At 73.8% G+C, this 24,813-nt stretch carries 19 protein-coding genes, 2 tRNA genes, 1 pseudogene and 1 riboswitch; of the genes and pseudogenes, 14 read left to right on the top strand and 8 right to left on the bottom strand.

What is annotated here, in order from left to right; all coding sequences use genetic code 11:
• The 3 genes and pseudogenes from ACIRQY_RS13195 to ACIRQY_RS13185 form a co-directional block, all read left to right on the top strand.
• Window positions 1–355, top strand: a pseudogene (locus tag ACIRQY_RS13195) (RNA helicase); the annotation flags it as partial.
• Window positions 356–589: 234 nt separating this feature from the next.
• The gene (locus tag ACIRQY_RS13190; protein ID WP_403924773.1) at window positions 590–3,721 is read left to right on the top strand and encodes an FG-GAP-like repeat-containing protein; all 3,132 of its coding nucleotides are present in this window, start codon (window positions 590–592) and stop codon (window positions 3,719–3,721) included.
• 206 nt (window positions 3,722–3,927) lie between these two features.
• Window positions 3,928–4,000 (top strand) — tRNA-Lys (locus ACIRQY_RS13185).
• Window positions 4,001–4,262: 262 nt separating this feature from the next.
• On the opposite strand, the gene ACIRQY_RS13180 is transcribed toward ACIRQY_RS13185, so the two are convergent.
• The 3 genes from ACIRQY_RS13180 to ACIRQY_RS13170 all read right to left on the bottom strand — a co-directional run bounded on the left by ACIRQY_RS13180 (window position 4,263) and on the right by ACIRQY_RS13170 (window position 5,931).
• A complete protein-coding gene (locus ACIRQY_RS13180) occupies window positions 4,263–4,700 on the bottom strand; it encodes an NUDIX domain-containing protein (protein WP_403924770.1) in 438 nt (145 codons plus the stop codon).
• A gap of 30 nt (window positions 4,701–4,730) precedes the next feature.
• Window positions 4,731–4,862 (bottom strand): SDR family oxidoreductase, encoded by a 132-nt coding sequence (locus tag ACIRQY_RS13175; protein ID WP_403925342.1) that lies wholly within the window; start codon window positions 4,860–4,862, stop codon window positions 4,731–4,733.
• A 202-nt stretch (window positions 4,863–5,064) separates the two neighbouring features.
• Window positions 5,065–5,931: a hypothetical protein gene (locus ACIRQY_RS13170; protein ID WP_403924767.1), complete on the bottom strand. Its 867-nt coding sequence runs from the start codon at window positions 5,929–5,931 to the stop codon at window positions 5,065–5,067.
• An 866-nt stretch (window positions 5,932–6,797) separates the two neighbouring features.
• Here ACIRQY_RS13170 and ACIRQY_RS13165 point away from each other — a divergent pair.
• Together ACIRQY_RS13165 and ACIRQY_RS13160 are read left to right on the top strand one after the other, a co-directional pair.
• Window positions 6,798–8,252, top strand: a complete 1,455-nt coding sequence (locus ACIRQY_RS13165; RefSeq protein WP_403924764.1) for a diacylglycerol/lipid kinase family protein — start codon at window positions 6,798–6,800, stop codon at window positions 8,250–8,252.
• A complete protein-coding gene (locus tag ACIRQY_RS13160) occupies window positions 8,249–8,842 on the top strand; it encodes a phosphatase PAP2 family protein (RefSeq protein ID WP_403924761.1) in 594 nt (197 codons plus the stop codon). The genes ACIRQY_RS13165 and ACIRQY_RS13160 overlap by 4 nt, the downstream gene beginning before the upstream one ends.
• 175 nt (window positions 8,843–9,017) lie before the next feature.
• On the opposite strand, the gene ACIRQY_RS13155 is transcribed toward ACIRQY_RS13160, so the two are convergent.
• On the bottom strand, window positions 9,018–9,920 hold the full coding sequence (locus ACIRQY_RS13155; protein WP_403924758.1) for a sigma-70 family RNA polymerase sigma factor: 903 nt from the start codon (window positions 9,918–9,920) through the stop codon (window positions 9,018–9,020).
• Between the two features lie 362 nt (window positions 9,921–10,282).
• Here ACIRQY_RS13155 and ACIRQY_RS13150 point away from each other — a divergent pair, with 362 nt between their 5' ends.
• The 9 genes from ACIRQY_RS13150 (at window position 10,283) to ACIRQY_RS13110 (ending at window position 19,195) form a co-directional block, all read left to right on the top strand.
• Window positions 10,283–10,774 (top strand): rhodanese-like domain-containing protein, encoded by a 492-nt coding sequence (locus ACIRQY_RS13150; RefSeq protein WP_366444879.1) that lies wholly within the window; start codon window positions 10,283–10,285, stop codon window positions 10,772–10,774.
• Window positions 10,775–11,086: 312 nt separating this feature from the next.
• Window positions 11,087–11,160: transfer RNA gene (locus ACIRQY_RS13145), tRNA-Met, on the top strand.
• Window positions 11,161–11,276: 116 nt separating this feature from the next.
• Entirely contained in the window at window positions 11,277–12,017 is a 741-nt protein-coding gene (locus ACIRQY_RS13140) for a MerR family transcriptional regulator (RefSeq protein ID WP_403924755.1), read from the top strand.
• Between the two features lie 143 nt (window positions 12,018–12,160).
• Window positions 12,161–12,565: a hypothetical protein gene (locus tag ACIRQY_RS13135; RefSeq protein ID WP_403924752.1), complete on the top strand. Its 405-nt coding sequence runs from the start codon at window positions 12,161–12,163 to the stop codon at window positions 12,563–12,565.
• 63 nt (window positions 12,566–12,628) lie between these two features.
• Entirely contained in the window at window positions 12,629–13,840 is a 1,212-nt protein-coding gene (locus ACIRQY_RS13130; RefSeq protein ID WP_403924749.1) for a PLP-dependent cysteine synthase family protein, read from the top strand.
• The gene (locus ACIRQY_RS13125) at window positions 13,837–15,072 is read left to right on the top strand and encodes an MFS transporter (RefSeq protein ID WP_403924746.1); all 1,236 of its coding nucleotides are present in this window, start codon (window positions 13,837–13,839) and stop codon (window positions 15,070–15,072) included. Before ACIRQY_RS13130 ends, ACIRQY_RS13125 begins: the two co-directional genes overlap by 4 nt.
• A gap of 297 nt (window positions 15,073–15,369) precedes the next feature.
• On the top strand, window positions 15,370–16,578 hold the full coding sequence (locus ACIRQY_RS13120) for a PP2C family protein-serine/threonine phosphatase (protein ID WP_403924744.1): 1,209 nt from the start codon (window positions 15,370–15,372) through the stop codon (window positions 16,576–16,578).
• Window positions 16,579–16,779: 201 nt separating this feature from the next.
• Window positions 16,780–16,925, top strand: a riboswitch (cyclic di-AMP (ydaO/yuaA leader).
• 11 nt (window positions 16,926–16,936) lie between these two features.
• Window positions 16,937–18,046 carry a M23 family metallopeptidase gene (locus ACIRQY_RS13115; protein ID WP_403924741.1) on the top strand — a complete coding sequence of 370 codons (1,110 nt, stop codon included), beginning with the start codon at window positions 16,937–16,939 and terminating at the stop codon, window positions 18,044–18,046.
• A 204-nt stretch (window positions 18,047–18,250) separates the two neighbouring features.
• Window positions 18,251–19,195: an aldo/keto reductase gene (locus ACIRQY_RS13110; protein WP_403924738.1), complete on the top strand. Its 945-nt coding sequence runs from the start codon at window positions 18,251–18,253 to the stop codon at window positions 19,193–19,195.
• Between the two features lie 176 nt (window positions 19,196–19,371).
• On the opposite strand, the gene ACIRQY_RS13105 is transcribed toward ACIRQY_RS13110, so the two are convergent.
• From ACIRQY_RS13105 to ACIRQY_RS13090, 4 genes are all read right to left on the bottom strand, one after another.
• Window positions 19,372–20,736 carry a PrsW family intramembrane metalloprotease gene (locus tag ACIRQY_RS13105; protein WP_403924735.1) on the bottom strand — a complete coding sequence of 455 codons (1,365 nt, stop codon included), beginning with the start codon at window positions 20,734–20,736 and terminating at the stop codon, window positions 19,372–19,374.
• A 215-nt stretch (window positions 20,737–20,951) separates the two neighbouring features.
• A complete protein-coding gene (trmB, locus tag ACIRQY_RS13100) occupies window positions 20,952–21,671 on the bottom strand; it encodes a tRNA (guanosine(46)-N7)-methyltransferase TrmB (protein ID WP_351789929.1) in 720 nt (239 codons plus the stop codon).
• 257 nt (window positions 21,672–21,928) lie between these two features.
• Window positions 21,929–23,113: an L-2-hydroxyglutarate oxidase gene (gene lhgO / locus ACIRQY_RS13095; protein ID WP_403924732.1), complete on the bottom strand. Its 1,185-nt coding sequence runs from the start codon at window positions 23,111–23,113 to the stop codon at window positions 21,929–21,931.
• Window positions 23,114–23,189: 76 nt separating this feature from the next.
• Entirely contained in the window at window positions 23,190–24,629 is a 1,440-nt protein-coding gene (locus ACIRQY_RS13090) for an MFS transporter (protein WP_403924729.1), read from the bottom strand.
• Window positions 24,630–24,813: the final 184 nt, after the last annotated feature.

The following is a 24,813-nucleotide window of genomic DNA, read 5'->3' as shown; positions in this document are numbered from 1 at the left end:
TTCCGGTGGCGACCGTCCGTCCGGCGGCTTCCGTCGCGACGACCGTCCCTCGGGCGGCTTCAACCGCGACGACCGTCCGTCCGGTGGCTTCAACCGTGACGACCGTGGCGGCGACCGTGGCGGCCGTTCCTTCGAGCGCCGCGACGACCGCCCCTCCACCGGCCACCGTGGCAGCGACCGCCCGTTCAACCGCGACCGTCGTGACGACCGCCCCGCCGGCGACCGTCCGTCGACCGGCTTCCGCTCCGGCGGCGACCGTCCCTACGGCCGTCGTGACGACCACCGGGGCACCGGCCCGTCGACCGGCGGCTTCGCCCGCCGCGACGACAAGCCGCGCTGGAAGCGCAACGGCTGAGCGCCACTGAACTGACCTGACAGGGCCCGTACGAGCATCACCCGCTCGTACGGGCCCTGTCATGTGCGGGCCCGTACGACCTCGTGTCGCACGGGCCCGGATTCGTACCCCCGTACGACCCGATACGCTCGGCCGATCGACGCGGGGGAGACACGGGGAGCGCCGGCCAGGGGGCCCGGCGAAGGCTCTCCCCTCTGCCCCGCACAGCAGGTCACCCCCGGGGAGGGACCCTTCTTGTCTCGTTTCACACGCGCGCGGCGACCCCGTGCGCGGATCGCCGTCCTGACCACCGCGCTGCTCGCCTCCGGGGCCGGTCTCGCGCCCTTCGCGGCGGCGGCGCCGACCGCCGGGACCGACCGGTTCGACCGGCTCGACATCACGCCCAACCCCCGGACCGTGCCCCGGCACGACACCGTCCTCTCCGCCGGTCCGACCGGCTACGCGCACGTGCCCGAGGACGCCGACGGGTCCTTCGGCGACGGGGTGGTGTGGACCGACCTCACGACCGGCGCGGACACCCCGCTCGGCGCGGGCGCGGGCAACGGGACCTTCGCCGACTTCGGCACCGGCGGCCGGTACGCGTACTCCCAGCCCGGCGTCGGCATCCACGTCCTGCGGGACCTCGTCACCGGCACCCAGCGCCCGCTCGCCATGCCCCGCGACGCGAGCTACCGGGGGCTGCTCGGCGACACCCTGCTCTTCCAGCGGTACGCCTCCGCCGACGACTTCGGCACCACCACCGGCTACTACCTGGCCCGCGCCGACGACCCGGCCGCACCGCCCGTGGAGGTCACCGGCTGGCCCGCCGACGCCCGGCTGCACCACGCGCGGCTCGCCGCCGGAGACGCCTCCACGGCCGTGATCCGCTTCGGGCGCTCCACCGCCCCGCACTCCTACGACTTCACCGACCTCGGTCTCGTCGACCTGCGGACCGGCCGGATGACCGTGGTCCCGGCCCCCACCTCCTCCCAGGACGTGCTCGTCGCCGCCGTCGCCGTCAGCCCCGACCGGTTCGCCTGGGTGGACCGCGACCGGACCGTGCACCTGCGCGACCGGACCGACCCGACCGGCGCCGAACAGACCTTCGCCCTGCCGGAGGGCCTCTCCGCCGCCCGCGTCGGGCTCGTCGGGGAGTGGGTCCTCGCGCTCGGCGAGGCCTCCGGCACCGACGCCTCCCTGCGGCGGGAGCTCGTCGCGCTCCACCCGGACGGACGGCGGCAGCGGCTCCTCGGCGCCGCCGAGGACGGGCTGACCCAGATCACCGGCGGCGGCACCGCCGTCGTCGGCGGCACCTCCGCCACCGACTGGGCCCTCCTCAAGGCCGTCCCCGGCAAGGGCGGCGGCGCCCCGGTCCTGGAGAAGCTCCGCCGGGTCGAGCCGCTGGCGGCCAGGACCGACGGGATCGCGTTCGGCGCGGGCCGCCTCACCACCCTGGAGCAGGACGGGCCGGGGGGCCGGGGCTTCTACGGCCGGAACCTGCCCGTCGGCCCCGTCCACGCCGGACAGTCCGCCCCGGTGTGGCAGGGCGCCGAACAGGGCGCCGAGCAGCGGCCGACCCCGCTCTTCGACGGCGGCGACGGCCGTACCGTCTCCTACCCCCGCGTCCCGTACACCGACCGGGCGGTCGTCTCCCGCGCCGCCGACGGCCGGACGACCCGGGTCGCCGTCGGCCAGGACGGCCGGATCGCCGACGCCTTCGGCCGCTGGACGGTCTTCCAGACGGGCACCCCCTCCTTCCCCGGGCAGCTCGTCACCGGCGGGCAGACCGTCGTCGTGGACACCGACGCCTCGAAGGTCCTGTCCCGGCAGACGCAGACCGCCGCCGCCCTGTGGGGCGACACCCTGTTCACCGGCACGGCGGCCACCGGCGAGGTCGCCCGCAAGGACCTCGCCACCGGCAAGGACCTCGGCAAGGTCGCGACCGGCTCCGGCTGCCCCCTGACGGAGCTCCAGGCCGCGGCCGGCCGCTGGCTGTACTGGGCCTGCGGCTCGTACGCCAAGCAGGGCGTCGTGGACCTGAAGAGCGGCGCCAGGATCACCCTGCCCCGCTCGTACGGCGAGGGCGGCCTCCTCGGCGACGGCTACTACGTGGACCAGAACAACTCCTCGCTCCGGCTGGTCGACTTCACCTCCGGCCGTGCCGTGGCGAGCGGCCTCGTCGACTCGGTGCCGGTGTACGGGCCCCGCCGCGAGGCCTGGGCCGTGGACCGCTTCGGCGGGGGCGTCGCCTACAAGGACGCCGACGACCTCGTCCACGTGGTGTGGCCCGGCGTCGCCGCCTCTGACCTGACCGCCGCCTCGGCGCGGACCCCGGGCAGCGCACGGGCCCAGGACGGCTGGAAGGCGTCCTGGGCGCTCTCCAAGCCCGCCTCGATCTGGCGGCTGACCGTCCGTGACCCGTACACCGGGGCGGCCGTCCGCTCCTTCGGCGGCCCGGAGACCCGGAACCGGATCGAGGCCGTCTGGGACGGCCGGACCTCGGCGGGCAAGCCGTCGGCCAACGGCCCGTACAGCTGGGACCTGACAGCGAACACCGCCGACGGCAAGGGCCGCGACCTGGTGCTCTCCGGCACGGTCACCCTCACCGGCGGCACGCCCGGACGACGGGACCTGGCCGGGAACGACCGGCAGGGCGATCTGCTGGCGACGGACGCGGCGGGGCAGGTGTCGATGTACCGGGGCAACGCGTTCGGCGGTCTGTCGGGCCGTGTCGCCGGTACCGGCGCGAAGTTCCCGAAAGGCACCGTCCTGGTGCCCTTCGGCGATGTGAACGGCGACGGCTGCGCCGACGTCCTGGCCAAGGTGGGCGACCAGCTCCGCGCGTACCGCCCCGGCTGCGGCGCGGTGGTGTCGGCGTCGTCGCCGTACACGGCGATCGGCTCCGGCTGGGGCCAGTACGACGTCCTGACCTCCCCCGGCGACGTGAACGGCGACGGGTACACCGACCTGATCGCCCGCCAGGCGTCCACGGGGGACATGTACTTCTACGCGGGTACGGCCGACCACCGGGTGAAGAGCCGGGTCAGGACCGGTACGAACTGGAAGCTGTACAAGAAGATCGTGGGCGCCGGTGACCTGAACGGCGACGGCCGCGGCGACCTCCTCGGCGTGGACGGCGCGGGCGTGCTGTGGCGGTACTACGGCACGGCCACCGGCGGCGTCACGGCCCGGGTCCGGGTCGGCGGCGGCTGGGGCGGCTACTCGTCGCTGGTCGGCGTCGGCGACCTCTCCGGCGACGGCCGCACGGACCTGCTGGCCCGCGACACCGCCGGCGGCCTGTACGCGTACTACGGCACGGGCGGCGGGGCGTACGGCGGCCGGACGCTCCTCGGCGGCGGCTGGAACGTCTTCACGTCCCTGTCCTGACCCCTGCCGGGCGGCGGTGACCGGGGGCGTGCGGCGGACCACCGCCGCCCGCCCCCGGCCCGACCTGGCGGGCGCTGGTGACCGGGGCGGCGACAGCGGTCCGCCGCCCGCCCCGGCCCCCACCCCACGGCACGAGACCCCCGTGTCGGATACCCGATCGGTTCCGGGTGCCTCTCGGGCTATGCTGCACGGGTGTGCTTGTCCACGGGCCGTTAGCTCAATTGGCAGAGCAGCGGACTTTTAATCCGTTGGTTGTGGGTTCGAGTCCCACACGGCCTACCGATGGCGGGGGAGGGGAGACCCTCTGACCTGCTACGGAGCGCCCCACTTGGTTCCGGCCGGGTGGGGCGCTCCGTCGTTCTGCGGCTCGTGCGTGAGCGATGCGTGAGCGGACTGATCCAGTGAACGGGACCGTCGTTCACTGAATCAACAGGACGGTCGTCGCCAGGAAGCCCGTTGCGAAGCCGGACAGCGCATGAACGCCACCGGGGCCGGCTGACCTCAATCCCGGCCCCAGCGGTGTGCTGATGTGCCCGACGGCTCAGCGGGCTGCCTCGACTCCGAGGCTTCCGGCGCTGATGGCTCCCCGTAGGACGTGGGCGATCTCCTCGGGCTTGAGGTCGATCCTGTTGAGCCCATCCATGGTCAGCGGGATCTCCTCCAGCGCGTATTCGCCGCGGCCTTCGGCGCTGAACTCGGGGCCGGTGCGGTCCTCGAAGGACCAGGTCGCGATGCGGGCGAGGTAGAAGAGCTGGCGTTCGTCTTCGGTCTCCATCGTGTGGAGGAGGCGGACGATGTCGGCCTTCCCCGCGATCTCCTCGTGGATCTCCCGGTGGAGCGCGGCTTCCCGGGACTCGTCACCTGGTTCTACGCCGCCGCCGGGCAGCACCCAGTACTCGGGGATGCCGGGCCGGGTGCGGCGGATGACCAGCATCGTGTCGTCGGCGGTGACGAGGACGGCGCGGACTCGTTCGATCATTTCGGTTCGTCTCCTTGGTTGTCGGCGGTCTCAGTGCAGCAGCCAGCCGCCGTCGACGTGGACGGACTGCCCCGTGATGAACGAGGCGGAGGGGCCCGCGAGGAACGCCACCAGGGCGGCGACGTCCTCGGGTCGGCCACGGCGAGCGCTAGGCGAGCTGATCCCGGACCGCCGGGAGTGGACTTGACGCCGAATCCTTACTGGAGCGCGACGTCAGCGTTGCGGAGGCCGCGTACAACGTGCCGGTAGGGGCGACAACCAACGGTCACCAATGGCATCGGCGAAGCGGTCGGGACGAGGTCGCTGCGACTATTTTCCAGGTCAGAGACCATGTACAAGGTCAAGTGCCTGCGGATTCCCGAGTTCATACCTCTTCGTCGTGCAGGTACAACTCGGCATCGTCGAGTCGGACAAGCCAACTGTGCGACGACGTTCGGTCCACCGTGACGCCTTCGACGCCAGCGGTGGGGTGGGTGAGGGCCGCGATGAGGTCGGTAGGGAAGGGACGGCCCCGCCATTCAAGGTCCCATCGCCCCTGGTGGCCCCATAGCCGGCTCGCAGGCGCCCAGCGGGCTCGCGCGGTGCTGCGGCCGAGCGGATCGATGCACCAGCCTCCCAGGTCGAAGGAGCGATCTGGATCTCTCAGGGACATGCGCACCCAGATGCCGGCCAGGAGTCGCTTCATGGAGGGGCTGATCTCGGGGATGGCGGCGAGCTTGTCGCGTTCGTCGGCAGTCAGTGGCTCCTTCCCGTCAAGACGACGGCGCAGATTCGGTAGGCGCCGCGCGCGGCCCCGACCGGCCGTGAGGGTGTCTCGCTCGGAGACGTACATCTGAGCACCGCTGGGCAGATGCCGTAGGCGCCACACGTGGTAGCCCGAGCGCTCCTCAACCCGCATTCCTGGGATGTGGGGCGCGGTCTGGCTGCCGACGAGGCGGAGGGCGACGTTGTCGCAGGCGTTGATGATCAGTACGAGGTGATCGAATCGCGGAGAGATGACTGGGTCGTACGCGCTGATCTGTCCCACCCGCCAGCGCAGTCGAGGCGCGGCCAGCTCTCCGTGGTTGAAGCAGGCGAGGGCCAGCAGAGCGCGCAGTTCGGTCTGCTCCGGGGTGCAGTGATCCAGCCCCAGCCCACCGGATCGAGCGATTCCCGGGAGGGCGGTGACGGGAACCTCTCCCGTGAAGCCGGCGCGGATACGTGCGGCAGCCTTGGCCGTGGTGTGTGGCATGGCGCGATGTCCTTCGTCGCTGCCGGGTCAGCGAGGGTCGCGTCCGTGTTCGCACATCGGGAGACACGTGAGGGGACTCGCGGAGTGGGCACGCCGCACCCTGGACGAGCCAGGAAACACGGGTGCCCCGCTACGTCCTCCCGGGCCTCCGCAGACCGGGTGCAGCCGACGGTACCGGTGAGATCGGTGGAAGAGGTGGGCTCCACACGCTGAATTCATCCGATGGGGTGTTGCTCTGGAGCTGTGTTGGCCGTGGGCCTCGGTACCTCTTGTGCGTGAGCGGAAGTTCCAACACGGTCCAGTTTCGGTCGGATCGGGCGGCACCGTTCACCCTGCCCGACCAGGCATCCCCGGACGGAGCAGCACCGCCCGGCATCACCCACTCAGCCCCAGCCAGGTCCTTTGATCTGTTGGTCGGGGGTTCGAGTCCCACATGGCCTTCGTCGGACGGCTCGGTGCGCGAGCGAGGCCGCTGACGGCTGACGCTCTCGTCCCTGATGGCCCGTACGCGGCGGGGCGCTGGTCGGGCGGGCCGACCGGCCGACGACCGAGGGCCGTCCCGAAGGCCGTAGTGGTCGTCATCGCGAGGATGTTCCCCTGGCTGACGCATGTCGGCGGACCGCCCTTGTGGGTGTGTGGCGCGAGAAGCCGGTGGTCCGGGACGGCCACCGGTTCGGGATCACCTCCGCACTTCGTCGTCTGCCGGGGTGCCGTGGCCGTCACCGGCGCTCAACCCGGTGAGGCATGTCCCGCGTTGTACGGGTAGGAGAGTGACGGTGCCGGGCCGGAAGGGTCCCCCGGGGCGCGGTGCCGGGTGGCGTGGGGGAATCTGGGCGGGGACGCCGTACACGGTGGAGGTGGGGTCGGTGACGGAGAACGGATCCGGTGATCCGGTGGGGGAGGCCAGACTGCTGGCCCGGTGCGCGCTGGGTGCCGCGGCGGCCAGCGCCGTCGTCCTGCTGACCGGGCTGGGCGCCGGGGGGCTGCTGATCCTGTTCAGCGGGCTCGTCGGGCTGGCCTGTTCGGCCGTGGGCCTCTGGTGGTTCCTCGCGCACCGGGGGACCCTGCGCGTCCTCGGGGCGCTCCTCGCGGTCGGCGCGCCCCTCGCCGTCCTCAGCCTCTACGTCGTCGGCGGGCTGTGGCTGATCGCGCTCGTCGCCCTCGTCCTGTGGGCCGGGGCGGCGCTCTGCGGGCGGGCCTCGCTGCGCCGCCTGCGGACGGCGCGCGGCGACAGCGGGCGGACCGACCGGGCGCGAGGCGAGCGGCGGCCCCGGCCCCGCAGGCCCGTCCTGATCATGAACCCGAAGTCAGGGGGCGGGAAGGTCGGCAGGTTCGGGCTCGTCGAGCGCGCCGAACGCCTCGGCGCCCGGGTGATCCTGATCGACCCCTCCGCCGAGACCGACGTCGCCGCGCTGGCCCGTCAGGCCGTCGCCGACGGCGCCGATCTGCTCGGGGTGGCGGGCGGCGACGGCACCCAGGCGCTCGTCGCCGCCGTGGCCGCCGAGCACGACCTGCCGTTCCTCGTCGTCTCGGCGGGAACCCGCAACCACTTCGCCCTCGACCTCGGCCTCGACCGGGTCGACCCGGCGAACTGCCTCGACGCGCTCGTCGACGGCGAGGAACTCCGCGTCGACCTGGGCTGGGTCTCCGGCCGCCCCTTCGTCAACACCGTCTCCTTCGGCGTGTACGCGGACGTCGTCCAGCGCCCCGAGTACCGCGACGCGAAGGCGGGCACCGCGTTCGACGTCCTGCCCGACCTGCTCCAGGGCGGTGAGGGCGACCGGCTCGACGCGCTCGTGGACGGGGCCCCGCTCCCGGCCCAGCAGGCCCTGCTCGTCAGCAACAACCCGTACGTCGTGCCCGATCCGTTCGGCGCGGCCACCGCACGGCGGCCCCGGCTCGACGGCGGCACGCTGGGGGTGATCGGCATCCGCGTCGACGGCGCCGCGCAGGCCGCGGAACTGGCGGTACGGGGAACCCAGGCGACCGGCCTGAACGTCCTGACCGCGACCCGTGTCGAGGTCACGGGCAAGGCGGAGGCGCCGACGGGCCCCGGACCCGGCCTGTTCCAGGGACCCGCCCCCGCCCCCGCCCCTTCCCCGGTCACCTCCACCTCCACGTCCATCGCCGTCGCCGTCGACGGTGAGGCGCTGGTCATGGACACCCCCGTCGTCTGTGTGCTCCGGCCCCGGGCGCTTCGGGTGCTCGTGCCGCGGTACCGGCCCGGGGCCGCGGATCCCCAGCCGCCCATGGACTGGCGGCGGGTCGTCCGGCTCGCCTTCCCTCCGAACCATCACCCCGCACCGAGGAGCGGCACATGACCGGCACCACCGGAACGACCACGACCCGACCCCTCCGGGCGGTCCTCCGGGATCTCCGCGCGCTCGACGGAGCCGTGTACGCGGCCGTCGCCGCCACTCCCACGCCCACGCTCGACACGGGCCTGCGCAGGCTCTCCACCACCGCGAACCACTCCAAGATCTCCTTCGCGGTGGCGGGCGCGCTGGCGCTCTTTCCCGGGCGTCCGCGCCGGGCGGCGCTCGCCGGGCTCGGGGCCGTCGCGGTGGCCTCGGCCTCGGCGAACCTGTTCGGGAAGCGGCTGGTCCGCAGGCCGCGCCCGGACCGGGAGGCGGCCCGGGTGGTGGCGGGCCGGCACGTGCCGATGCCGGACTCGGCGTCGTTCCCGTCCGGGCACACCGCGTCGGCGGTCGCCTTCGCGACGGCCGTGGGCGTGGTGCTGCCCCCGGCGGCGGTCCCGCTCCAGGCGCTCGCGATGGCCGTGGGCTACTCCCGGGTCCACACGGGCGTGCACTATCCCGGTGATGTCGCCGCGGGCGCGGTCCTCGGCATGGGGAGCGCCGTCGTGTCACTGGCGGTCGGCGCGTCCCTGCCGCGCACCTGGAGGAAGTGACCGATCCTCAGGGAACCCTGAGGGAACCCCCCCAGGGAACCCTCAGGAACCCCGGCCCGGCACCGACCCGGGCCCCGAGCCCTTACCTCGGGCCAGGGCTCCAACGTGTGACTCCGGGCCTCGACCCTGACCTGTGACTCCGGGCCCCCGACTCCCGATTCCCGGTTCCCGGCGTTCAGTCCGTCGCCCGCGCCAGATCCTCCTCCGTGAGGCCGAGCGCGGCGATCCGCTCCGGGTCCGCCAGGATGTCCAGTTCCACGATCCGGTCCCCCGCGACGGTGAAGACCATGAGCGCGCCGGGCCGCCCGTCCGTGACCGAGAGGACGGCGGGCGCGCCGTTGACGACCATCGGCAGGTGCCCCGTACGGAACCGGGCGTAGGTGAGGGCCTGGGCGATGACGGCCTCGGCGCCCCGGACGACCTTGGAGACGGCGGCGAGGGTGCGGCCGCCGTCCGCGCGCAGCACCACGTCCGGGTCGAGGACGGCGAGGAGCCCCTCGAAGTCCCCGCCGTGCGCGGCGGTGAGGAACGCGTCGGCGATCTCCCGACCGCGCCGGGCGTCCGGCCCGGCGGCGGGGGCCGCGTCCCGTACGCGGCGGCGGGCACGGCTGGCGAGCTGCCGGGCGGCGGCCGGGGTGCGGTCCACGACGGGCGCGATCTCGTCGAAGGAGACGGCGAACATGTCGTGCAGGACGAAGGCGAGCCGTTCGGCGGGAGAGAGGGTCTCCAGGACGACCAGCAGGGCGAGGCCGACGGACTCGGTGAGTTCGGCGGCGCGCTCGGGGTCGGTGGTGTCGGCGACCCGGGCGACGGGGTCGGGGACGTGGTGCTCCAGGGGTGCCTCGCGGCGGGAGCCGCGCGAGCGGAGCATGTCGAGGCAGACGCGGCCGATGACGGTGGTCAGCCAGCCGCTGAGGTTGGCCACGGCGCCGACGTCGCTGCGGTGGAGCTTGAGCCAGGTCTCCTGGACGGCGTCCTCGGCCTCGCCGAGCGAGCCCAGCATCCGGTAGGCCACCGCGCGCAGCCGGGTCCGGTCGGCCTCGAAGCGCCGTGCCAGCAGTTCCTCTTCGTGGTCCATGCCTCGGCCTTCCCCGTCCGCCGGTCGGTCTTTCCGGTCCACTCGTCGGTCCACTCGCCGGTCCACCCGTCGGTCCTCCCGTTCGCGTACCGCCGTCATGCCCTCATGACGGATCGGACCGCGCCGATGTGACACGGGCGCGGTGGCGCTCGTGGCGCGGGCGCCGGCCCGGCCCGACCCGACCTGGCCGGTCAGGCCCGGTTCGGCTCTGCCCGGCGGTCGGGCCCTGCCCTGCTCGATCCGGTCCGGTGCGTGAGATCCACGCCGCCCCGGGGTGAACGCCCGGGATTCCCCGGCCGGTGGCCCCGATCGCCGTGGATCGTCGCTTCAGCCCGCTGGTCGTCGTCCGTAGATTGATCACCATGACGACGACATCGACGCAGGTCAACCCCGTTCTCCGGACCCCGCCGGCCTCGCCCGCCGCCGCTGCCGCGTACTTCTCCGCGAGCCTGGCCTTCCACGCGGACGTCTCCGATGTGGCGTCCGCGCTGGCCACCGCCGCGGCCGACGGCACCGACCCGGGCTTCGTGGTGATCGACTCGCGTTCGACCGCCTCGTGGGACCAGGGGCACGTGCCCGGCGCCACGCACCTGCCGACCGCGCTGATCGCGGAGCAGGCCGAGCGGCTGCTCGACCGGGCGGTGCCGGTGGTCACGTACTGCTGGGGTCCCGGCTGCAACGGCGCCACGCGCGCCGCGCTGGCCCTCGCCGAGCGGGGCTTCCAGGTGAAGGAGATGCTCGGCGGCTTCGAGTACTGGGTGCGGGAGGGCTTCGCGTACGAGACGTGGGAGGGCCCCGCGGAGAAGACCGCGGACCCGCTCACGGCACCGGTCGAGGGCGAGTGCGGCTGCTGACGTCGGCCGGTGGCCGGTGGCTGACGGCCGGTGGCTGATGACCGGTGTGGACGGCCGCCCGTGCTCGGCCCGCCCGTGGGCGGCGCTGACGTGCGCCCCGGTACGGAGGCCCCCGGTGGGGGCGGCGCTGACACGTGCCCCGGTACGGACGGCCCCCGGTGGGCGGCGCCGAAACCCCTGGTGACCAGCGCGGATGCCTGCGGTCACCGGTGCCGGACCCCGGCCGGCCAGCGCCGTGGCCCCCGTCTCGCGGTGCCGGTGGAGTCCGATTTCCGGATCGCCCCGGTCATGACGTAGAGTCGTGTCTACCGACGCGGGGTGGAGCAGCTCGGTAGCTCGCTGGGCTCATAACCCAGAGGTCGCAGGTTCAAATCCTGTCCCCGCTACTCAGTAGCACCGAAGGCCCGGATCCAGTCACTGGATCCGGGCCTTCGTCGTGTCCGCCCGGGACCCGCCCGCGCCGCTTGACCTTTACGCGGCGTCAAGTTCTAGCGTTCTCGGCATGGAGTGGTCGATCCAAGAGGTCGCCAGGAAAGCGGGCACCACCAGCCGCACCCTCCGGCACTACGGAGAGCGCGGACTGCTGGAGCCGAGCCGGATCGGCGCGAACGGTTACCGGTACTACGACCAGGCTGCGCTCGTACGGCTCCAGCGCATCCTGCTGCTGCGCGAGCTGGGGCTCTCGCTGCCCGCCATCGCCGAGGTCCTCGCGGGGCAGCGGGACACGGCGGCGGCCCTGCGGACCCATCTCGCGCTCCTGGAGCAGGAGCGCGAGCTGCTGGGGCGCCGGATCGCGTCCGTACGGACCACTCTCGACAGGACCGAGAAGGGAGAGGAACTCATGGCCGACGAAGTGTTCGACGGTTTCGACCACGCGGTGTACGAGAAGGAGGTCACCGAGCGCTGGGGGCGTGACGCCCACCAGAAGGCCGACCGGTGGTGGCGGGGGCTCGGCGAGGGGGAGCGCAGGGCGTTCCTCGACGAGCAGAAGGGCATCGCCCGGGACTTCGCGCGAGCCCTGGCGGACGGGCTCGCCGCCGGTGACGACGCGGTGCAGGAGATCGCGCGGCGCCAGGTCGTCTGGCTCTCGGCGACCATGGCCCCGAGCAAGGAGTACGTGATCGGTCTCGGCCGTATGTACGTCGACGACCCGCGCTTCGCCGCCCACTACGACCAGCACGGCGAGGGCACCGCCGTCCTGGTCCGGGACGCCCTGGAGATCTACGCGGAGCGCAACCTCTAGCCGGGCGGCCGGACGCGCCGGAGGCGTGGAGCCGGACGGCTCCGGCCGCCGGAAGTCCCGGAAGCACCGGAAGTAAACGGTGTCCAAAACCACGCCCGCCGTTTTGCGGGCGGGCGGTGTCCCATCGTAGTGTCGCGCACACCATGAGTGACGACACTGTGACGGACGTGCATCGGCGGGCGCCCGCCGATGTGCACCGGAGGGCGCCCGCCCTCCTCGTCCTGCTCGCGCTCCTCGCGCTCGTCGTCAGCGTCTGCCACGGCGCGCAGGGGCACATACTGCCCTCGTCCGGCGCCGGGTCCACGGTCTCCGCGCCCGTCCTGCCGCACGGCTGCGAGCAGTCCGGCAGCGGCTGGTCCTTCGACGCCCACCTCCCCGCGCAGTACTCCGCCGCCTCCCTGGCGACACCCGACGCGGGCGGGGCCGTCCTCCTGCCGTACGCCCCCGTCCTCGGCGACGACCCCCGCGCGCGGTGTGTCCGGGACCGGGCGGGCCCCGGCCCCCGGCCGGGCAGGCTGCTGATCGCCCTCGGAGTGGACCGGAACTGAGCCGGGTCCCGCCTCACGCGTGACCAGGTTCCTTCCCCATGCCATCCCAAGGACGTATCCGTCATGAGCACCTCGCTGCCCGGCACCACGCTGTCCGCGACCTCTCCGGTCGCACCCGTCCCCCCGGGCTCCGGGGCGACCCGGACCTCCCCGGACCCCGTGGCCTCCTCGCTGTCCCCTTCATCTCCTTCATCCGCTTCGTCCCCCGGTTCCGCCACGGCCCCGCTGCCGCCCACGGACCGGACGCTGCGCGGGGGGCTGCTGCCGCTCGCCGAGCAGACCGTCGGCAACACGCCCGTCCTGTGGACCGACGACGGCTACTGGGCCAAGCTCGAAGGCTTCAACTTCGGCGGCATCAAGGACCGTGCCGCCCTCCACATGGTCGAGCGGGCCCGTCGGCGCGGAGAGCTGCGGCCCGGCGCCCCGATCGTCGAATCGACCTCGGGGACCCTGGGACTGGGGCTCGCCCTCGCCGGGGTGCTGCACGGCCACCCCGTGCACGTCGTCACCGACCCCGGTCTCGAACCGATCGTCGAGCGGATGCTCGTCGCCCACGGCGCCCGCGTCCACGTCGTGCCGGAGCCGAGCCCGCACGGCGGCTGGCAGCAGGCCCGGATGGACCGGGTCGCCGAACTCCTCGGGGCCCTCGACGGGGCCTGGTGGCCCAACCAGTACGGGAACCCCGACAACCCCGAGGCCTACACCGGGCTCGCGGCCGAGCTGTCCGGCCAGCTCGACCGGATCGACGTGCTCGTCTGCGCGGTCGGCACCGGCGGCCACTCGGGCGGCATCGCCCGCGCCCTGCGCGCCACCAGCAGCCCCGCCCTCGAACTCGTCGGCGTCGACTCCATCGGCTCCACCGTGTTCGGACTGCCCGCGGGGGAGCGGCTGATGCGCGGCCTCGGCTCCTCCATCCACCCGGGCAACGTGGACCACGGGGCCTTCGACGAGGTCCACTGGGTGGGCCCCGCCGAGGCGGTACGGGCGGCCCGCCGCCTGGCCTCGCGGCACTTCGCGACCGGCGGCTGGAGCGTCGGCGCGGTGGCGCTCGTCGCCGGCTGGCTGGCCCGCACCCGGCCGCGCGGCACCCGGATCGCGGCCGTCTTCCCCGACGGCCCGCAGCGGTACTTCGACACCGTCTTCAACGACGAGTTCTGTGCCGCGCACGGACTGCTCGACGGGCCCGTACGGGAGGACCCGGCCGGGTACGAGGACGGCACGCCCGTCGACGGCTGGACCCGCAGGGCCATGGACCGGGCGGGACGGAACCGTTGAGCAGCACGACCGGCACCACCCCGGGCCCCGCGAAGGAGGCCCGGGGCGGGGTGTGGAAGCAGAGCCGCGGTTTCGAACCGGCCGTCCGGCTCCTCTTCCTCAACCAGCTCACCATCAACCTCGGCTTCTACATGCTCATGCCGTACCTCGCCGCGCACCTCGCGGACGGGCTCGGCATGGCGGCCTGGGCGGTCGGGCTGGTCCTCGGCGCCCGGAACCTCTCCCAGCAGGGGATGTTCCTGGTCGGCGGGGCGCTCGCCGACCGGTTCGGCTTCAAGCCGCTCATCGTGGCGGGCTGCGCGCTGCGGACGGCCGGGTTCGGGGCGCTCGCGTTCGCCCAGTCGCTGCCGATGCTGATCGCGGCCTCCCTGGCGACCGGCCTCGCGGGGGCCCTGTTCAACCCCGCCGTCCGTGCCTGCCTCGCGGCGGAGGCGGGCGAGGAGCGCCGGGTGGAGGCCTTCGCCCTGTTCAACGTCTACTACCAGGCGGGCATCCTGCTCGGGCCGCTCGTCGGGGTGGCCCTGACGGGGGTGTCGTTCCAGCTGACGTGCCTGGTGGCGGCGGTGCTGTTCGCCGTCCTGACCCTGGTGCAGCTCCGGTACATGCCCGTACGGGCCGGGAAGGACGCGCGGGGGACCGGGGACGGGGAAGGGCGGGGGCAGTTCCGCACGGTCCTCTCCCACCGGACCTTCTGGCTCTTCTCGCTCGCCATGACCGGCTCGTACGTGCTGTCCTTCCAGGTCTATCTGGCGCTGCCGCTCGCGGCGGGCGGGACCGGCCCCACGACGGCGCTCTTCGTCGTCTCGGCGCTGGTCGCGCTGGCCGGACAGCTGCGGATCACCGCCTGGTGCAAGCAGCGGCTGAGCCGGGAGCGGTGCCTGGTCCTCGGGCTCGCCCTGATGGGCGGGGCGTTCCTGCTCCCGGCGGCCCTGGGCCGGGGCCTGCCGGGGCTGCTGCTCTGCGCGGCGGTCCTGGCCGTGGCGAACGCGGTGCTCTACCCGTACGAGATGGACACCGTCGTCGCCCTGGCCAAGGGGCGCTGGGTGGCCACCCACTACGGGCTCTACAACACCGTGTGCGGGATCGGGATCACCCTGGGGAACCTGGGGACGGGCGCGCTGCTGGACGTGACCGGCTGGTCGGCGGTGCCGTGGCTGGCGCTGTGCGCGGTGGGTCTGGTGTGCGCGGCGGCGATGGCCCTGCTGTCACGCGGGGGACGGCTGGGAGTGTGAGGCGCCCGGACCCGTAGGGCCTGTACGGGCCTGTAGGACCCGTAGGGCCTGTAGGACTCGTAAGGCCCGTAGGGCCTGTAGGACTCGTAAGGCCCGTAAGGCCCGTAAGGCCCGTAGAACCCGTAAGGCCCGTGGAGTCCCTGAGGCCCCTTGGGGGCCTTGGGGGTTGAGCCGGTCCGCACCGCCCCTCCGTACGCCAGTCGGCCCCCGGGGGGTCGCCGCCCGGCCCGGCGGCGGCCACCCTGGGAGGGCGCGGTACGGGGCCGCGGCCGGTACGGACCGGGCAGGAGAGCACAGGTGGGGCACCCCCTGAGAGCGGTGGGCGGCGGACGGCGGGGCGACGACGGGCGTCCGTACGGGCGCGCCCGGCGGTTCATCCGCGCCCTGCCCCCGCTGATCATCCTGGGCGGGGCCGTCTACGACATCCTGACCCCGCCCGAGTACACGGCCGCGCCGCTGTTCTCCGCCGCCCCGCTGATCGCCGCGCCCTTCTTCTCCACCCTGACGACCCTGCTCACCGGGATCGCCGCCGTCCTGGCCTCCGTCGGGCTCCACCTCTACAACGACACCGCGGGCAGCATCCCGGCCCTCACCGAGACCCTGACCGTCGCCACGGTCTCCGCGCTCGCCCTCCTCATCAACCGGGTCGTGCGCCGCAGCGGCGAGCGGCTCGCCTCGGCGCGGGTCATCGCCGAGACCGTGCAGCGGGCCGTGCTCCCGACGCCCGCCGAGCGGATCGGGGGGCTCCAGTGCGCGGCCCGGTACGAGGCGGCGCACGCGGGCGCGTTCATCGGAGGCGACCTGTACGCCGTCCAGGACACCCCCTACGGGGTGCGGCTGGTGGTGGGGGACGTCCGGGGCAAGGGGCTGGAGGCGGTCGAGGCCGTCGCCGTGGTCATCGGGGCCTTCCGGGAGGCGGCCGAGCAGGAACGGAACCTGGAGGGCGTGGCCCGCCGTCTCGAAGGGGCGCTGGCCCGGGAGGGCACCCGGAGAGAGGGCATCGACGCCTTCGAGGGGTTCACCACCGCGGTCCTCGCCGAGATCCCGCGCGGTGACGGCGGCGGCGCCTTCGACGGTTTCGTTCGGACGGTCAACCGGGGGCATCCGCCGCCGCTGCTGCTGCACGGGGACGGGCGCCTCGACCTCCTGGAGCCGTCCGAGCCCGCGCTGCCCCTCGGCATGGGCGAGCTGGCGAGCTGGCCCGACCGGGCCGAGGCGCGGCCCTTCCCGCCGGGCGCGACCCTGCTCTTCTACACCGACGGCCTCTCGGAGGCGCGGAACGCGAAGGGCGTCTTCTACGACCCGGAGGCGCGCCTGCGGGGCCGGATCTTCCCGGGACCCGAGGAACTCCTCGACGCGCTGGTGGACGACGTACGGCTGCACACGGGCGGCGGATCGACGGACGACATGGCCCTGCTGGCGGTGAGCCGCCCGACGGCGGGGCAGCAGGCGCGGCGGCGGACGATACCCGTGGTGCCGCCGGGCAGACCCGGTCACCGGCCGTAGTCACCAGGTGTCGCTGCGATAACAATTGACACAACGTCAGATCTCGTCGGCCCTGCCGGTCTCCGCCGAAGCGCGGCCAACTCGCCCGATTCCCCCACATTCCTGTTAACGATCAAGAGGGACAGCTTGGAATCGAGCACCCCTGTCTATTAACGTTCGATAACGCAGCGCGGTCGTCCCAGCCGTCGCAAGAGGCGGCACCGTGCGCACGCGCCGAATCCCGAAAGGGAACCGGGGAACCACCACTTGGGGTGAATCGGGCCCTTCGCACCCGTGCGACCGGCCCGTAGGAGACCTTCCTGCTCCGAACCCGTCAGCTAACCCGGTAGGCGAGAAGGAAGGAAAGGAGCGCGCCCCCGTGGCGTCCCACACTCCCGTACCCGAAACCCCCTTCGACGCCTTCGGCGGTGGCTCGGCTCCCGCCGCCCCCGGGACCGAGTGGAACCCGACCGAGGACACCCTCCGCGCCCAGAACCGCTCCGGCGGCCGGCACCGGGTCGTCAAGCAGCGTTCCAACTTCGCCCGTTCCTCCACGGTCCTCGGCGTCGGCGTCATCGCCGCGGTCGGCGCGGGCGGCCTCGCCACCGCGCAGGAGAAGCCGAAGCTCGCGATATCCCTGCCGGACCTCCCGGACGCCCACGACCTCCCCCTCGTCGGCGACCTCCTTCCCGAGGAGAACCACGAGACGGTCCCCGTCGCCCGTGCCAACCCGCACCCGCTGACCGCCTCCTACGCCTCCCTCGACGAGAGGCCGGGCGCCACCGCCACCGCCGTATCGGCCGAGCGGACCGTCACGGCCGCGAGCGCCACCGGCGACGCGGGCGAGGCCCTGCGCGCCCGCATCCTCCAGCAGGCCGAGCAGCAGCAGGTCTCCGCCGACGCCGCCGAGAAGGCCGCCGCGGAGAAGGCGGCGGCCGACAAGGCGGCGGCGGAGGCGAAGGCCAAGGCCGAGGCCGCGAAGAAGGCGGCCGCCGAGGCCGAGGCGAAGGCGGCGGCCGAGGCGAAGGCCAAGGCGGAAGCAGCCGCCGAGGCGAAGGAGGAGGCCGAGCGCCTCGCCCGGCTCGCCGCGAGCTACTCGCTGCCGGTCTCCTCGTACACCCTCACCGCCACCTACCTGCAGTCCGGCTCGATGTGGTCCTCCGGCCAGCACACCGGCCTCGACTTCGCCGCCCCCACCGGGACCCCGGTCAAGGCGGTGCACGGCGGCACCATCAAGTCGGCGGGCTGGTCGGGCTCGTACGGCTACCGGATCGTCCTGGAACTGCCCGACGGCAGCGAGGTCTGGTACTGCCACCTCTCGTCCATGACGGTCGGCGCGGGCCAGTCCGTCGGCACCGGCGAGACCATCGGCCGCGTCGGCGCCACCGGCAACGTCACCGGCGCCCACCTCCACATGGAGGTCCACACCCCCGGCGGCGCGGGCGTCGACCCGGCCGCCTGGCTCCGCTCCAAGGGCCTGTCGCTCTGACCGCGCCCCCGTCCCGGAACACTCCGGGACGGGACCGGGTCCTCCCCTACGGGGCCGGAGCCTTCCCGTACGGGGCGGAGCCCAGCCCTGCGGATGCACCCTTACGGGGCTGGAGTCCTCCCGTACGGGGCCGGAGCTCACCCCTACGGAGCCCACCCCCTACGGGGCCGGAATACTCCGGGTGAGGCGGAAGTTGAGCGTCCCATGACTTCTCTCCGCCCGCTGGGCAGTTCCGACCTGCGCGTCTTCCCGCTCGCCCTCGGTGGCAACGTCTTCGGCTGGACCGCCGACGAAGCGCAGTCCTTCGCGGTCCTCGACGCCTACGCGGCGGCGGGCGGCAACTTCGTCGACTCGGCCGACGTCTACTCCGCCTGGGCCGAGGGCAACGAGGGCGGCGAGTCCGAGACGGTCATCGGCCGCTGGCTCGCCTCCCGGGGCAACCGCGACGACATCGTCGTCGCCACCAAGGTCGGCGCCCACCCGCGGTTCAAGGGCCTCTCCGCGGCCACCATCAAGGCGGGCGCCGAAGCCTCGCTGCGCCGCCTCGGCACCGACCGCGTCGACCTCTACTACACCCACTTCGACGACGAGACCGTCCCCGTGGAGGAGATCGTCACCGCCCTCGACCAGCTGGTGAAGGACGGCAAGGTGCGGGCCGTCGCCGCCTCCAACATCTCCCCCGAGCGGCTGCGGGCCTCCCTCGACTTCGCCGAGTCCGAGGGCCTCACCCGGTACGTGGCCCTCCAGCCGCACTACAACCTGGTCTCCCGCGACACCTACGAGGGCCCCCTCCTGGAGACCGTGGAGCGGGCCGGGCTCTCCGCCGTCCCGTACTACGGCCTCGCCGCGGGCTTCCTCACCGGCAAGTACCGCCCCGGCGCCACCGTCGACAGCGTCCGCGCCACCGGGGCGGGCGGGCACCTGGACACCGAGCGCGGCCGGGCCGTCCTCTCCGCGCTGGACACCGTCGCCGAGGCGCACGGCGCCGAACTGGCCACCGTCGCCCTCGCCTGGCTCGCCGCCCGCCCGACCGTCGCCGCCCCGATCGCCTCGGCGCGGACCGTCGAGCAGGTCCCGGCGCTGGTGGCCGCGGCCGGGCTCACCCTCTCGGAGACCGAGCTGAAGCTGCTCACGGAGGCGTCCGTCTGACCGGACGCGCGGAAGCCCCCGACCCGTCCGCCCGGGCCGGGGGCTTCCGCGTACCCCCGTCGGAGCGGGGCACGTGCCGTACCCCGTTCCGTCGCTCTCCCGCAAAGGTACGCGCGGCCGGAGCCTGGCGGTCCGTCCCACGGGGACGGGGACGTCCCGGGACGGGAGACGGGCGGTCAGCCCCGGTACGGGTTGTAGCCGTCGTAGTCCAGGTACTGCGGCGGCGACCAGGCCCGGCCGGTCGCCCGCGCCGCGTGGGTGAGCGCCGGGGACGCGATCTGCCGCCGCTGCCAGAGGTGGTGGAGCAGTTCCTGCTCGCGGGCGGCGAAATCGGGCCCGGCCGTCCCCCGCCGGGCCCGGTCCCGCAGGAACGCCAGGGCCGTGGCGAACGACTCGTACTCGCCGACGGTCCGCGCGGCCGGCGGCCCGTACGCGCGGGCGGCGAAGGAGCGGGCCAGCCGCCGCGCGCGCATCGAGGAGAGCGCCGAGGGCTCGGCGGGGGAGAGCCAGCCCGCCGCCGCGTACGCCGGGAGCTCCCCGGAGACCGTGCGCAGCTCCCGCTGCCGGCTCCACAGCGCGAGCCAGGTCAGCAGGGCGAAGACCGGGACCATCAGCACCCCGTACACCGCGAAGAACGCCATGGGGCCGCCGAAGGTGGCCGAGCCGTTCCACGCGGCGTGCAGTCCCATGGAGAGCAGCAGTCCGGTGAGCGGGAGCAGCACCTTCCGCAGCCGTCTTCCGCGCGGGGCGAGCGCGGCCAGTCCGAAGCCGATGCCGGTGAGCACCGTGAACAGCGGGTGCGCGAAGGGTGACATGACGACCCGGACGAAGAAGGTCGCGGCGGTCACCGAGCCCAGCCCGGCGGAGCCGAACGCCTGGTCCTCGCCGAAGGCGTTGCCGAGGTAGAGGATGTTCTCGGTGAACGCGAAGCCGGTCGCGGTGAACCCGGCGATCACGACTCCGTCGACGAGCCCGCCGAAGTTCCGCCGCCGGAGGAGGAAGAGCAGCAGGATCGCCACCGCCTTCGCGCTCTCCTCCACGACGGGCGCGACGACCGTCGCGCCGAGCGTGTCCGCCGAGTCGGGGTCGGCGGTGGCGGTCGCGATCCAGCGGACCGCGAAGGAGTTCGCCAGGATCGCGACGAGCGCGGCGGCGAAGGCGCCCCACGCGAACGCGAAGAGGAGGTTCTTCCAGGGACCCGGCTCGACCCGGTCGAGCCAGCGGAAGGCGGCCATGAGCAGGGGTACGGGAAGCACGGCGAGGCCCAGGCCGACGAGGAAGCCCTGGGTGCCGGTCTGTTCGCGGACGAGGGCCAGGATGACCAGGGCGCAGGTCGTGAGGACGGTGATGACCACGACGGCCCGGAACAGCCGGCTCCGCCAGAAGTCCCGGCGCGGCCGGTAGCGCCACTGGGACCGGTCGGCGGCGGCCGGGAAGGCCGGTTCCTCGGTGTCCCGGTGGGGGACGGGCGCGGCGGCCGCGGTGGCCTCCGCCAGGGCGTCCGCCGTGGCCTCCGCTGTGGTGGGGACGGGGTTCGACACGTCAGCGACCCTAACGACCGGTACCGACACAGGGCGAGGCGATTCCGCGCACAGGGTCACTTCGAGCGGGTGGCCGGGCGGGGCCGGTTCGGTGGTGGGGGCCGGGAGGGGGCCGGTGCCGGGCCCGGCCGATGGCGCCGGGGCCCGCCTCGGGCCCGCCTCGGTCCGGCCCCCCGGCCACGCCCCGGTCCGGCCCCGTCCGAGCCTCCGTCCGGCTACTTCCGGCGGAAGAGGACGTCGTGCACGACGTGGCCCTTGTCCAGGCCCTGGCCCTCGAAGCGGGTGACCGGTCGGAAGTCGGGACGGGGCGCGTACCCGCCGTCGTCCCGCGTGTTCTCGAAGTCGGGGTGCGCGGAGAGCACCTCCAGCATCTGCTCCGCGTACTCCTCCCAGTCCGTCGCGCAGTGCAGCACCGCGCCGGGCCTCATCCGGGTCGCGAGCAGGGTGAGGAACTCGGCCTGGATCAGCCGCCGCTTGTGGTGGCGGGCCTTGGGCCACGGGTCGGGGAAATAGACCCGGCAGCCGTCGAGGGCGTCCTTCTCCAGCATCTCGCGGAGCAGGATGATCGCGTCGCCGTTGGCGACCCGCACGTTCGTCAGGCCGTTCCGGTCGGCGAGGCCCAGCAGATTGCCCTGGCCGGGGGTGTGCACGTCCACGGCGAGGATGCCGGTGCCGGGGTCCGCCGCCGCCATCTGCGCGGTCGCCTCGCCCATGCCGAAGCCGATCTCCAGGACGACCGGGAGACCGTCGAACATCTCACCCAGGTCGAGGACCCGCTTGCCGTCGATGTCGAGACCCCAGTCGGGCCAGCGCTTCAGCATGGCCTCGGCCTGCCCGTAGGTGACACGGCTGCGGCGCGGCTGGAAGCTCCGGATGCGCCGCTCGTGGTGGGCGCCCGCGGGATCGGGCAGGGGGCCCTCGCCGGGGGCGAACATCCGGCTGCCCCGCCGCGCGGGCTGGACGGCTTCGGCGGGCGCGGCGGCGGGCTGCTGGGTGTTCTCTGGCTGCTCAGACACAATGCCCCGATTCTAACGGCGCGCCCGACGGCCCTCAGGCGCTCCGGGGCCTTACGGGTGGGGCCCCGGCAGGACGGCGGCGCGGCGGACGGACCCGGCCGTACGGTCCCGGAGCCCGGCCGGGCCCGTACCGCCGGGGGCGGCGGGTCCCCCGGGGGCGGTCCGGGACCGGTGGGTCACAGCAGGGCCAGCGCCCGGCCCGCCACCTCACGGCCGATCGGCAGCGAGGCGGTCGCCGCGGGCGAGGGCGCGTTCAGCACATGGACCGTACGGGCGGCCTCGCGGATCAGGAAGTCGTCGACGAGGGTCCCGTCCCGCAGCACCGCCTGGGCCCGCACGCCGGGTGCGGCCCGGCGCAGGTCGGACTCCTCGACGACCGGCAGCAGCCGTCGTACCGCCTCGGTGAAGGCGCGCTTCGACACCGACCTGCGCAGCTCACCCGCCCCGTATCTCCAGTGGGCGCGGGCGATGGCCCAGGAGCCGGGCCAGGCGAGGGTGCCGGCCAGTTCGCGGGGGCGGACGACGGACCAGCCGTATCCCTCGCGGGCGAGCGCCGGGACCGCGTTCGGCCCGATGTGGACGCCGCCGTCGATGCCCCGGGTCAGGTGCACCCCGAGGAAGGGGAACGCCGGATCGGGCACCGGATAGACCAGTCCGCGCACGAGGGACGGGTCGGTCAGTTCGTAGTACTCCCCCCGGAAGGGGACGATCCGCATCTCCGGGTCGTCGCCCGCGAGCCGGGCGATCCGGTCGCAGTGCAGCCCCGCGCAGTTCACCAGGACCCGCGCCCGGACGATCCGGCCGTCCGCCGTCCGGGCGGCGACGCCCCACGGGCGCCGGTCGATCCGGACGACCTCCGCCCCGTACGCGATCCGGGCGCCGGAGGACTCGGCGAGCCGCGCGGACACCGCCCCGTAGTCACAGATGCCGGTGGTCCCGACGTGGATCGCGGCCAGGCCCCGCACCCGGGGCTCGTACTCGCTGATCTGCGCCGGGCCCAGCTCGCGCACCGGAATGCCGTTCTCCCGGCCGCGCTGCACCAGTGAGTGCAGCCGGGGCAGCTCCTCGCGCCCGGTGGCGACGATGAGCTTCCCCGTCACCTCGTGCGGAATGTCCCACTCCGCGCAGAACTTGACCATCTCGGCCGCGCCCTCGACCGCGAAACGGGCCTTGAGCGAGCCCGGCCGGTAGTAGATCCCGCTGTGGATCACCCCGCTGTTGCGCCCGGTCTGGTGGCGCGCGAGGGCGTGCTCCTTCTCCAGGACGGTGACCCGGGTGCCGGGCGCGGCCCGCGTCAGCGCGTACGCCGTCGAGAGACCGACGATCCCGCCGCCGATCACCAGCACGTCACAGTCAAACACCAGCGCCACCTCCCACCCCCGATAGTGCACTGGCCCACTGACAACGCGGTTAAACGCCCGAGCCGTGGGACGCGGATCACGCCGGTGCGACGAGCAGCGGGCGGGCGCGCTCCCGCAGCTCCATGACGCGTGGTTCGTCCCCGTACGGTTCGAGCCGGTGCAGCAGGTCCCGTACGTACTCCGTGGTCCGTGCCGACGAGATCCTGCCCGCCACCTCCACCGCGCGCGTGCCCGCCGCGCAGGCGGCGTCCAGGTTGCCCGACTCCAGTTCGGCGACGGCGGAGACGATGAGGCGCAGCCCGTGCGAGCGGACGAACTCCTCGGTCGGCCGGGAGAGCGCCTGCTCGGTGAAGCGGCGGACCTCGCGGGGCATCCGCAGGTCGCGGTAGCACTCGGCCGCGTCGGCGCAGAACCGGTCGTACGAGTAGAAGCCCAGCCAGCTCGGGTCGCCGTCGCCGTCCCGGGAGCGCTCCAGCCAGCCCTCGGACGCCTTGAGCGCGGTGGCCGCGGCCGCCCCGTCACCCGCCTTGGCGTGCGCCCGTGCCTCGACCAGCCGGAAGAAGGACATGGTGCGGGCGGTGGCGAGCCCCCGGTTCCGTTCGAGGGCCGCCTGGGCGAGGTCCACGCCCTCGTCGGCGAAGCCCCGGTAGGTGGCCTGGAGGGACATGGACGCCAGGACGTAGCCGCCGAGGGGCACGTCGGCGGCGGCGCGGGCGAGCCGCAGGGCCTGGATGTAGTAGCGCTGGGCCGCCTCCTGCTGCCCGGTGTCGAAGGCCATCCAGCCGGCGAGCCGGGTCAGCTCGGCGGTCGCGCCGAAGAGGGCCCTGCCGACCTCGTCCGAGTACGAGCCGAGGAGCAGCGGGGCCGCGTCCACCCGTAAGCACTCCGGCACCATCGAGGAACGCCAGTCCCCGCCGCCGTACTTGGAGTCCCAGCGGCGGGCGTCCTCGGCCGCCTCGCGGAGCTTGGCGACATCGCTGTGGCCCACCCGCGCGTGCTCCGCGACCGTCCCGGGTCGGGGGGCGCCCGCCGGGCGCGGCGCGTCCCGCTCCACCGAGGGGTCGGCGGGCGTTATCAGCCAGCGGGAGGTGGGCGTCGCGTACGCGCTCACCGCGAACGACCCGGCGAGCGACTGCCAGATCCCGCCCCCGGTCCTGCGTCCGGCGAGGTCGAGCCGGTACAGGTCGGTCGCCGAGCGGACCGCCTCGCCGATGTCACGCGGGAAGGCGAGCCCCACCTCGGGCGCCGGATCGGCGTCCGCGAGCCCGATCTCGTGCAGCGGCACGGGACGGCCGAGCTTCTGCCCGATCGCGGCGGCGATCAGATGGGGTGCCGCGCCCTGCGGCACCATGCCCTTGGACACCCACCGGGCGACCGAGGTCTTGTCGTAACGAAGCGTCAGGCCTCGTTGCGCACCGAGGTCGTTGACGCGCCGGGCGAGCCCGGCGTTGCTGATTCCCGCGAGGCCGAGAACCGTGCCGAGCTTTTCGTTCGGCCCGCGTTGCTCCCTGGACATGACGCCACCCCTCGACCACCCAGACGGCCGCCACGACACCGGGCATAGGCGTGCGGCATTCGTAAGCACAGGGTAGTTCGCCGCATCCCTACCGTTAAGGGGCGGTGTTCCGTATGGCGAGATTGTTGTGTGAACGACCGACGATCGGTCTTGGCCGTCCGGCCCGTGCTCCCGCCGTGTGGCC

The organism is Streptomyces sp. NPDC101490 (assembly GCF_044767145.1).
GTDB lineage: Bacteria > Actinomycetota > Actinomycetes > Streptomycetales > Streptomycetaceae > Streptomyces.
This window is presented reverse-complemented; position numbering and strand designations above follow the sequence as displayed.